Origin of the sequence: Amycolatopsis bullii, assembly GCF_014654205.1 — a bacterium.
Lineage (GTDB): Bacteria > Actinomycetota > Actinomycetes > Mycobacteriales > Pseudonocardiaceae > Amycolatopsis > Amycolatopsis plumensis.
This window is the reverse complement of sequence record NZ_BNAW01000096.1, coordinates 1-8,681: the sequence shown is the minus strand read 5'-3', so window position 1 is coordinate 8,681 and position 8,681 is coordinate 1. Positions and strand designations below refer to the sequence as shown.

General features: G+C 71.1%; 8 protein-coding genes and 1 pseudogene. 3 read left to right on the top strand and 6 right to left on the bottom strand.

What is annotated here, in order from left to right; translation table 11 throughout:
- Positions 1-506 (bottom strand): annotated as a pseudogene (locus tag IE317_RS43835) (helix-turn-helix transcriptional regulator); the annotation flags it as partial.
- Positions 507-594: 88 nt separating this feature from the next.
- Here IE317_RS43835 and IE317_RS43830 point away from each other — a divergent pair.
- Positions 595-1,008 (top strand): cupin domain-containing protein, encoded by a 414-nt coding sequence (locus tag IE317_RS43830; protein ID WP_191317266.1) that lies wholly within the window; start codon positions 595-597, stop codon positions 1,006-1,008.
- Entirely contained in the window at positions 1,005-1,406 is a 402-nt protein-coding gene (locus tag IE317_RS43825; protein ID WP_191317265.1) for a DUF1304 domain-containing protein, read from the top strand. The genes IE317_RS43830 and IE317_RS43825 overlap by 4 nt, the downstream gene beginning before the upstream one ends.
- Here the strand turns inward: IE317_RS43825 and IE317_RS43820 are convergent.
- A complete protein-coding gene (locus tag IE317_RS43820; RefSeq protein ID WP_191317264.1) occupies positions 1,361-1,825 on the bottom strand; it encodes a MarR family winged helix-turn-helix transcriptional regulator in 465 nt (154 codons plus the stop codon). The genes IE317_RS43825 and IE317_RS43820 overlap by 46 nt on opposite strands.
- Before the next feature lie 45 nt (positions 1,826-1,870).
- Between IE317_RS43820 and IE317_RS43815 the strand changes: the two genes are divergently transcribed.
- Positions 1,871-3,109, top strand: coding sequence for an amidohydrolase family protein (locus tag IE317_RS43815; protein ID WP_191317263.1), 1,239 nt, complete (start codon positions 1,871-1,873; stop codon positions 3,107-3,109).
- Between the two features lie 5 nt (positions 3,110-3,114).
- Here IE317_RS43815 and IE317_RS43810 read toward each other — a convergent pair whose 3' ends face one another.
- From IE317_RS43810 to secD, 4 genes are all read right to left on the bottom strand, one after another.
- The gene (locus IE317_RS43810) at positions 3,115-5,469 is read right to left on the bottom strand and encodes a RelA/SpoT family protein (RefSeq protein WP_191317262.1); all 2,355 of its coding nucleotides are present in this window, start codon (positions 5,467-5,469) and stop codon (positions 3,115-3,117) included.
- Between the two features lie 179 nt (positions 5,470-5,648).
- Complete coding sequence (locus IE317_RS43805) at positions 5,649-6,167, bottom strand: adenine phosphoribosyltransferase (protein ID WP_191317261.1); 519 nt, start codon at positions 6,165-6,167, stop codon at positions 5,649-5,651.
- Between the two features lies 1 nt (position 6,168).
- A complete protein-coding gene (secF, locus tag IE317_RS43800; RefSeq protein ID WP_191317260.1) occupies positions 6,169-7,383 on the bottom strand; it encodes a protein translocase subunit SecF in 1,215 nt (404 codons plus the stop codon).
- Between the two features lies 1 nt (position 7,384).
- On the bottom strand, positions 7,385-8,681 hold a 1,297-nt coding region (secD, locus tag IE317_RS43795; RefSeq protein ID WP_191317259.1), incomplete at its 5' end, for a protein translocase subunit SecD.

Genomic DNA, 8,681 nt, shown 5'->3' with positions numbered 1-8,681 from the left:
ACCCGCGTCGCCGCGGCCAGCGTGGGCGCGACCGACGTCAGGAATTCGACCTCGCGGTCGCTGAACTCGCCGGTGCGCACCAGTCCGGCCGCGCCCCACGGCGTGCCGTCCACCCGGAACACCACGCGCAGTTCGTGGCCGAGCCCGAGCGGCCGCCAGACCTCGGTGAGCCGGCCGCTGCGCTCGGCGGCGCGGCGGGGCAGGTCGGACAGCCGCGCCACCGGCACCGGCCGCCGCGCCAGCTCGGCGAAGGTGTGGGGCTGGGCGCCGTCGTACTCGTAGGCCGCCAGCAGCGGCTCGTACTCGCCGGGGATCCGCGCCCGCCCGCTGGTCATCGAGCTGATCACCGCGGTGTCCGGATCCAGCGACGCCCAGCACGTCAGCTCGGCGGGCACCACGCGGTCGATCAGCTCGATGGCGGCGGCGTGCAGCTCCGCGACGCCGAGGCCCGCCTTCGCGAGCGCGGCGACGTCCCGCCGCACCGCCTGCGCCCGGCCGTCCCACATGGACGCAGTATGCGCCGCCACCGCCCGCGGCGGGTATCCCACTTTTCCGGGATGGTCCCCCGCGGCCGGCGTTCCTAGCGTCGGCGTCATGACCCACTTCAGTGCCCCGGGCGAAGGCCCGGAACTCGACACCAAGGACGCGCGGATCACCGTCAAGGTCGGCGCCGAGCACACCGGCGGCGCCTACGAGGTGTTCGAGGTCGACGCGCCGCGCGGGCCGTCCGTCCCGCCGCACACCGAGCCCTGGGCGAAGAGCTTCTACGTGCTGCACGGCCGCATCACGGTGTACGTGGACGGCGAACTCCACGACCTCGGCCCCGGTGCGTCGATCAGCATCCCGGCGGGCGCCGCCAACACCTTCACGGTGCACACGCCGTCGGCGCAGTTCCTCGCGGTGTCCCTGACCGGCGGGATGGGTCGGTTCTTCCGCGCCGTCGACCGGGCGACGCCGGAGAAGATCCCGGAGATCGCCGGACAGCACGGGATCGAGTTCGTGCCGTGAACGCCGTCGCGCAGCTCTTCGCCGGGGTGGCGGTGCTGGTGCACCTGCTGGCGTTCACCTGGGAGGTGGTGCTCTTCGAACGGCCGGGCGTGCACGAGGGCATCTTCAAGATCCCGTCGGCGAACCTGCCCGCCACCCGGCTGTGGTCGTTCAACGTCGGGTTCTACAACCTGTTCCTCGCCGCCGGGCCGGTGCTCGGGCTGGTGCTGCTGCACACCGGCCACGTCGACGCCGGGCAGTGGCTGGTCCGCTACGGCTGCGCGTTCATGCTGCTGGCCGGGATCGCCCTCGGCGTGTCGGACGCGCTGGCCCTCAGCCGCCCGCGCGGGGCAGGCCGGGCCGGTGCGCTGGCTCAGGCGGTGCCGTCACTGGGCGCGCTGGTCGCGGGGCTGTTCTGACCCTGCTCGAGCAGCTGCTCGCTCCACGCCCGGATGGCCGCGGCCTGCTCCGGCGTCAGCCGGTCGAGGACGAGGCTGCGGATGGTGGCGCCGTGGGCCCGGACGGCGTTCTCCGCCGTCCGGCGGCCTTCGCCGGTCAGCTCGATCCCGGTGCGCCGGCCGGTGGCGCCGTCCTCGGTCCGGGCCACCAGGCCGCGGTTCTCCATCCGGGTCAGCAGGTGCGCGACGCGGCTCTTCTCCCAGTCGAGCGCGTCGGCGAGCTCGCCGACGCGCATCGGCCCGGTCAGCGTCATCAGCACGCTGAACTCGGCCTTCGAGATGCCGCAGTCGCGCTGCAGCCCGCGGTCGAGTTCCCGGGCGAGCCGCCGCTGGGCGCGCATCCAGGTGTCCCAGAACTCCCACTCCGCCGGCTCCAGCATGGGAGTAGCCTACAGAGTTGACACGTCAACTCTGGGAGGACTCCGATGAAGACACTGCTGCGTGGCGGCATGGTGGTCAGCATGGATCCGGCGCTCGGGGACCTTCCCCGCGGCGACCTGCTCATCGAGGACGGCCGGATCGCCGCCGTCGCTCCGGAGATCGCTGCCGCCGACGCCGAGATCGTCGACGCGACGGGGAAGATCGTGCTGCCCGGCTTCGTCGACACGCACCGGCACACCTGGCAGACGGCGTTCCGCGGCCTCGGCGCGGACTGGACGTTCGACCAGTACCGCGTCGCCGCGCACGGCACGCTCAAACCGCACTACCGGCCCGAGGACGTCTACCTGGGCAACCTCCTCGGCCGTCTCGAAGCCCTCAACTCCGGCGTCACCACCATGCTCGACTGGTTCCACTGCGCCCGGCACCCGGACCACGCCGACGCCGCGATCGCCGGGCTGCACGACGCACCCGGCCACTCGATCTTCTGCTACGGCGCCGACGGCCCGGACATCGCGCCGGAGATCCGGCGCGTGCGCAAGCTGCTGCCGGGCGACGACATGGTGCTCGGCCTGCGCGGGCCGGTGATCTCCACCATGGACGAAACCGCCGCGGACGTCGCGCTGGCACGGGAACTCGGGCTGCCGGTGAGCACCCACGTCCACGGCACCGGCGGCTGGCCGCGGGGCGACCGGCCGATCGCGGAGATGCACGCCCGCGGGCTGCTCGACGACCGCACGACCGTCGTCCACGGCAACGGCCTCTCCGACGACCAGCTGGCGATGCTCGCCGACGCGGGTTCTTCGGTGTCGGTCAGCCCGGACGTCGAGCTGAAGATGGGCTTCGAGCCGCTCATCACCGCCCGGGCGCTGGCCGCCGGGCTGCGGCCGTCGCTGTCGGTCGACAACTGCCTGTCCGCCGGGGGTGACCTGTTCGGCGCCATGCGCACGGCACTGGCCGCCGACCGCGGCCTGACGACGCGGACCGTCCTCGAGTGCGCCACGGTGAACGGTGCCCGGATCTGCGGGCGCACGATCGGCAGCCTCGCTCCCGGCAAGGACGCCGACCTCGTCCTGCTGGACGCCGAGGACCTCTCGGTCTTCCCCGTCGGCGACCCGGTCCGCACCGTGGTCAGCGCCGGTCACCCCGGGCTGGTGGACAGCGTCTACGTCGCCGGGAAGCCGGTCAAACGGCACGGGCGCGTGCTCGGTGTCGACTTGCCGCCGCTGCGCGCGCGACTCCTGGAGTCACGCGCGCGGATCGCCGCGGCCGCCGGCGTCTCCTGAGCTTCCTAGGAAGCCGACGTCACGCGGTAGACGTCGTAGACGCCTTCCACGCCGCGGACCACCTTGAGGACGTGGCCGAGGTGCTTCGGGTCGCCCATCTCGAACGAGAAGCGGCTGACCGCGACCCGGTCGCGGGACGTGGTCACCGAAGCCGAAAGGATGTTGACCTTCTCGTCGGCCAGCACCTTCGTCACGTCGGACAGGAGGCGGTGCCGGTCGAGCGCCTCGACCTGGATGGCCACCAGGAACACCGAGGACGCCGAGGGCGCCCACTCGACCTCGACCAGCCGCTCGGGCTGGGACTGCAGGTCACCGGCGTTGGTGCAGTCGGTGCGGTGCACCGAGACACCGCCGCCGCGGGTCACGAACCCGAGGATCTCGTCGCCCGGCACCGGGGTGCAGCAGCGGGCGAGCTTCGCCCAGACGTCGCTGGCGCCCTTGACCACCACGCCGACGTCGTTGGAGCCGCGGCGGCGGGTCACCGTGGACGGCGTCGCACGCTCGGCGAGCTCCTCCTCCGCCGCGTCGACGCCGCCGATCAGCGCCACCAGGCGCTGCACGACGTGCTTCGCGCTCGTGTGGCCCTCGCCGACCGCCGCGTACAACGACGAGATGTCGGCGTGACGCAGCTCGGTGGCCACCGCACCCATCGACTCCGCGGAGACCAGCCGCTGGATCGGCAGGCCGACCTTGCGGATCTCCTTGGTGATGGCTTCCTTGCCGCCCTCGATCGCCTCGTCGCGGCGTTCCTTGGCGAACCACTGCCGGATCTTGGCACGCGCCTTCGGCGAGCCGGCGAACTGCAGCCAGTCGCGCGAGGGCCCGGCGTTCTCCGCCTTCGACGTGAAGATCTCGACGACTTCGCCGTTCTCGAGCTTGCGTTCGAGCGCGACCAGGCGGCCGTTGACGCGGGCGCCGATGCAGCGGTGGCCGACCTCGGTGTGCACCGCGTAGGCGAAGTCGACCGGCGTCGAGTCGACCGGCAACGTGATGACGTCACCCTTGGGCGTGAACACGAAGATCTCGCGCGCGGCCAGCTCGTAGCGCAGCGACTCGAGGAAGTCGCCCGGGTCCGCCGCTTCCCGCTGCCAGTCGAGGAGCTGGCGCATCCACGCCATCTCGTCGACGTCCATGGCGTTGCCGGTGTGCGTGCCCTTGGTTTCCTTGTAGCGCCAGTGCGCGGCGATGCCGTACTCGGCGGTGCGGTGCATCTCGTAGGTGCGGATCTGCACCTCGAGGGGCTTGCCGTCCGGACCGATCACCGTCGTGTGCAGCGACTGGTAGACGCCGAAGCGCGGCTGGGCGATGTAGTCCTTGAAGCGGCCGGGCACCGGCTGCCACAGCGCGTGCACGACACCCATGGCGGCGTAGCAGTCGCGGACGTCCTCGACCAGGATCCGGACGCCGACCAGGTCGTGGATGTCGTCCAGGTCGCGGCCGCGGACGATCATCTTCTGGTGGATCGAGTAGTAGTGCTTCGGACGGCCCTCGACCTTCGCGGTGATCCGCGACGACACGAGGTTGCTGGTCAGGTCCGTGATGACCGACCGCAGGTAGATGTCGCGCGAGGGCGCGCGGTCGGCGACCAGGCGCACTATCTCGTCGTACTTCTTGGGTTGCAGGATCGCGAAGGCGAGGTCTTCCAGCTCCCACTTGACCGTGGCCATGCCGAGCCGGTGGGCCAGCGGCGCGAGGACTTCGAGGGTCTCGCGGGCCTTGCGGGCCTGCTTCTCCGGGGGCAGGAAGCGCATGGTGCGCATGTTGTGCAGCCGGTCGGCGAGCTTGATGACCAGCACCCGGGGGTCCTTGGCCATCGCGATGACCATCTTGCGGATGGTCTCGGCCTCCGCGGACGAGCCGAGCTGCACCTTGTCCAGCTTCGTGACGCCGTCGACGAGCTCGGCGACCTTCTCGCCGAAGTCGGCCTTCAGGCTCTCGACGGCGTACCCCGTGTCTTCCACCGTGTCGTGCAGCAGGGCCGCGACCAGCGTGGTCGTGTCCATGCCCAGCTCGGCGAGGATGGTGGCGACGGCCAGCGGGTGGGTGATGTACGGGTCGCCGGACTTGCGCCGCTGGTTGCGGTGCAGTTCCTCGGCGACGTCGTAGGCGCGCTGGAGCAGCCCGAGGTCGGCGTTGGGGTGGAGCTCGCGGTGGATGACGGCCAGGGGTTCGAGGACCTGCTTGACGGGGGCGGCGCGCTGCGCGGTGATCCGCCGGGCCAGGCGCGCCCGGACCCGCCGGGTCGCGGACGGGTTCGGCGCCGCACCGTTCGGCTTCGGCGGCGCGGGCGATGCCGCCGCCTGCCCGTTCTGCTGGGCGCCCTGCTTCGCGGGCACCGCGGCGTCGAGCTCCTGGCTCACCCGCACCTCCTGCTGCTCGTGCGGCCTTCGGACCACCAGGGTAGCCGCTACGCCTCGCAGCCCTGTCGGGTGCGCCCGTTCAGGGGGATGTGGAGCCCGTCACCAGCCGGTTCACCGTCGTGAGTGGTAAAGCGGATTCTAAGCCGCCTTACCACTCACGACCAGCCGCGGCAGACTGCTCAGCAGGTTCGGAGGGCGTGGATCTTGCGGTTGGCCAGCACGCCGCGGCCGCCGAGGGCGGCCAGTTCGAGGACCACCGAGACGCTGTCGACGATCGCGCCCGCGTCCTCCAGGAGCTTGCCGGTGGCCGCGACCGTGCCACCGGTGGCCAGGACGTCGTCGAGGATCGCGATCCGCTGGCCCGGGCGCACCACGCCGGACGGCAGCTCGACCGTCGCCGTGCCGTACTCCAGGGCGTAGTCGACCCGGCCCGCCACGGCCGGCAGCTTGCCGGGCTTGCGGATCAGCACCACGCCGAGGCCGCGGGCGTACCCCACGGCCGCGGCGAGGAGGAACCCGCGGGCCTCCACGCCGGCGAGCGCCTCGACGCCGTCGTCGAGGGTGCCCGCCAGTGCGTCGGTCACCGCTTTGAACGCACCCGCGTCCGCGAAGAGCGGGCTCAGGTCGCGGAACAGCACGCCGGGCTCGGGGAAGTCCGGGACCTCGGCGATCAGGCCGAGGGCGTCGTCGAGCTGCACGTCAGCGCTTCCGCTTCCCGGCCGGGCGCTGCTTCTGGATCCGGGCGGGGACGCTGGACGCGGCCGCGTACGCCTTCTCCTTGCGCAGTTCCTTGGCCAGGGCGTCGTCGTCCGAGGCGTCGAAGTCCTCGCCCGCCGCCTTGCGCTCCTGGCTGGCCCGGCGCTGGCGGACCCGCTCGGCCTGCTGCGCGTACTTCGGGTCGCGCATCTTGAAGTCGACCAGCAGCGGCGTCGCCAGTGCCACCGACGACAGGACGCCGACGAGGGTACCGGTGAGCTGCACCAGCGCCAGGTCCTGCAGCGTGCCCGAGCCGAGCAGCACGTACCCGACGATCAGCAGGCCGAGGATCGGCAGCAGCGCGATGAACGCCGTGTTGAACGACCGCATCAAGGTCTGGTTCAGGGCGAGGTTCGCGGCTTCGCCGTAGGTGCGGCGGGTCAGCCCGAGCAGGCCGCGCGTGTTCTCGCGGACCTTGTCGAACACCACCACCGTGTCGTAGAGCGAGAACCCGAGGATGGTCAGCAGGCCGATCACGGTCGCCGGGGTGACCTCGAAGCCGATCAGCGAGTACACGCCCGCGGTGACGAAGATGTCGTGCAGCAGCGAGATCAGCGCCGCCAGTGCCATCCGCGCGTCGAAGTAGATCGCCAGGAAGATGACCACCGCGACGAGGAACACCGCGAGCGCGATCAGCGCCTTCTGCGAGATCTCGCCACCCCAGGACGCGCTCACCGCGCTGTCGCTGATGGCCTGGACGCTCGGCTGGCCGTTGCTGCCGATCGGGCCAAGGTCAGTGAACAGGCCCTGCTTGACCTTCGCCACGTCGGCCGCGTTCAGCGTGTCGGTGCGGATCTGGATGGTCGCCGCGTTGCCGGTGCCGACCTTCTGCGCCTCCGTGGCCGGACGGCCGTACGCCTTCTGGAACGACTCCTTCGCCTGCTCCTCGGTGATCACGCCGTGCGTGCCGTTGGCCGGCATCTGGATCTGCGTGCCGCCCTCGAACTCGATGCCGAGGTTGAAGCCGCGGATGATCATCGACAGGAGGCACACCAGCACCAGCGCGCCGAAGAAGAGGTACCAGCGCTTGCGCTTGCCGACGACGTCGAACGCGCCCGTGCCGACGTAGAGCCGGTGGAAGACGCTTTCCTTCTTGCCGGGCTTCGCCGCCACCTTGGCGTTGCCTTCGGCGTCCGTGCCCAGGTCTTCGACCCCCATGTCAGGCCTCCTTCACGTTCGCGCGGCCGACCGCGGTCGACTTCTTACGCTGCGAACCCACTTGCTGCACGGCGCCGAGGCCCAGGTGCCTCGGATTGGACAGGAAACTGTTCTTGGACGTGGACACCATGGCCACCAGCGGGTGCGTCACGAGGTACACGACGACGAGGTCGAGCACCGTGGACATACCGAGGGTGAACGCGAAGCCCTGCACGTCGCCGACCGCGATGACGTACAGGATCGCCGCGGCCAGGAAGCTCACCGCGTCCGAGGCCAGGATGGTGCGCCGGGCGCGGACCCAGCCGCGCGGCACCGCGGACCGGAACGTCCGGCCCTCCCGGATTTCGTCCTTGAGCCGTTCGAAGTAGATGACGAACGAGTCCGCCGTGATCCCGATGGCGATGATCAGGCCGGCGATGCCCGCGAGGTCCAGCGTGTAGCCGATCCAGCGGCCGAGCAGCACCAGCACGGCGAACACCAGCGCGCCGGACAGGGCCAGCGACAGGATGGTCAGCACGCCGAGCAGCCGGTAGTAGAACAGGCAGTAGATGAACACGACCAGCAGGCCGATGCCGCCGGCGATCAGGCCGGCCTCCAGCGAAGCCAGGCCGAGGGTCGCCGACACCGTGGTCGCGTCCGAGGACGCGAACGACAGCGGCAGCGAGCCGTACTTGAGGATGTCCGAGAGGTCCTTCGCCTCGGCCTGCGTGAACTTGCCGGTGATCTGGGTGTTGCCGTCGAGGATGGCCACCTGGATGTTCGGCGCGGACACGACCTGCGTGTCGAGGACGAACGCCGCCTGCTGGTTGACGTTCTTCGAGGTGAAGTCGGCCCAGATCTTGGTGCCCTCACTCTTGAAGCTGAGGTTCACCACCCACTGGCCGTTCTGCGTGTTGTAGCTGGAGTTCGCGTCGGCGATCTCGGTGCCGGGGAGGAACTCCGGCTCCAGCAGGTACTTGTACGTGTCGTGGTCACCGCAGGCGACCAGCGGCAGCTTCGGGTCGTCGTTGCCCTCGAGGGGGTCCTTGGCGTTCGGCGCACAGGTGAGCGACGCCATCGCCTTAGAGACGAGGTCCTGGTTCGGCTGGCCGTCGGCGCCGATCAGCTGCGGGTTCTGCCGGAGGGCCTTGGCGGCCTGGATCTCCTTCGCGGTCTCCGCGTCGACCGAGCCGTCCGAAGGGGCCGGGGCCGGGCTCGACGACGGCGGCGGCGGGGTGCTGCTGCTCGGCGCGGCCGGCGTGCTGCTCTGCTGCGGGGCGAGGGCACCCGCGGCACCGCCGCCACCGCCGGCCGGGGAC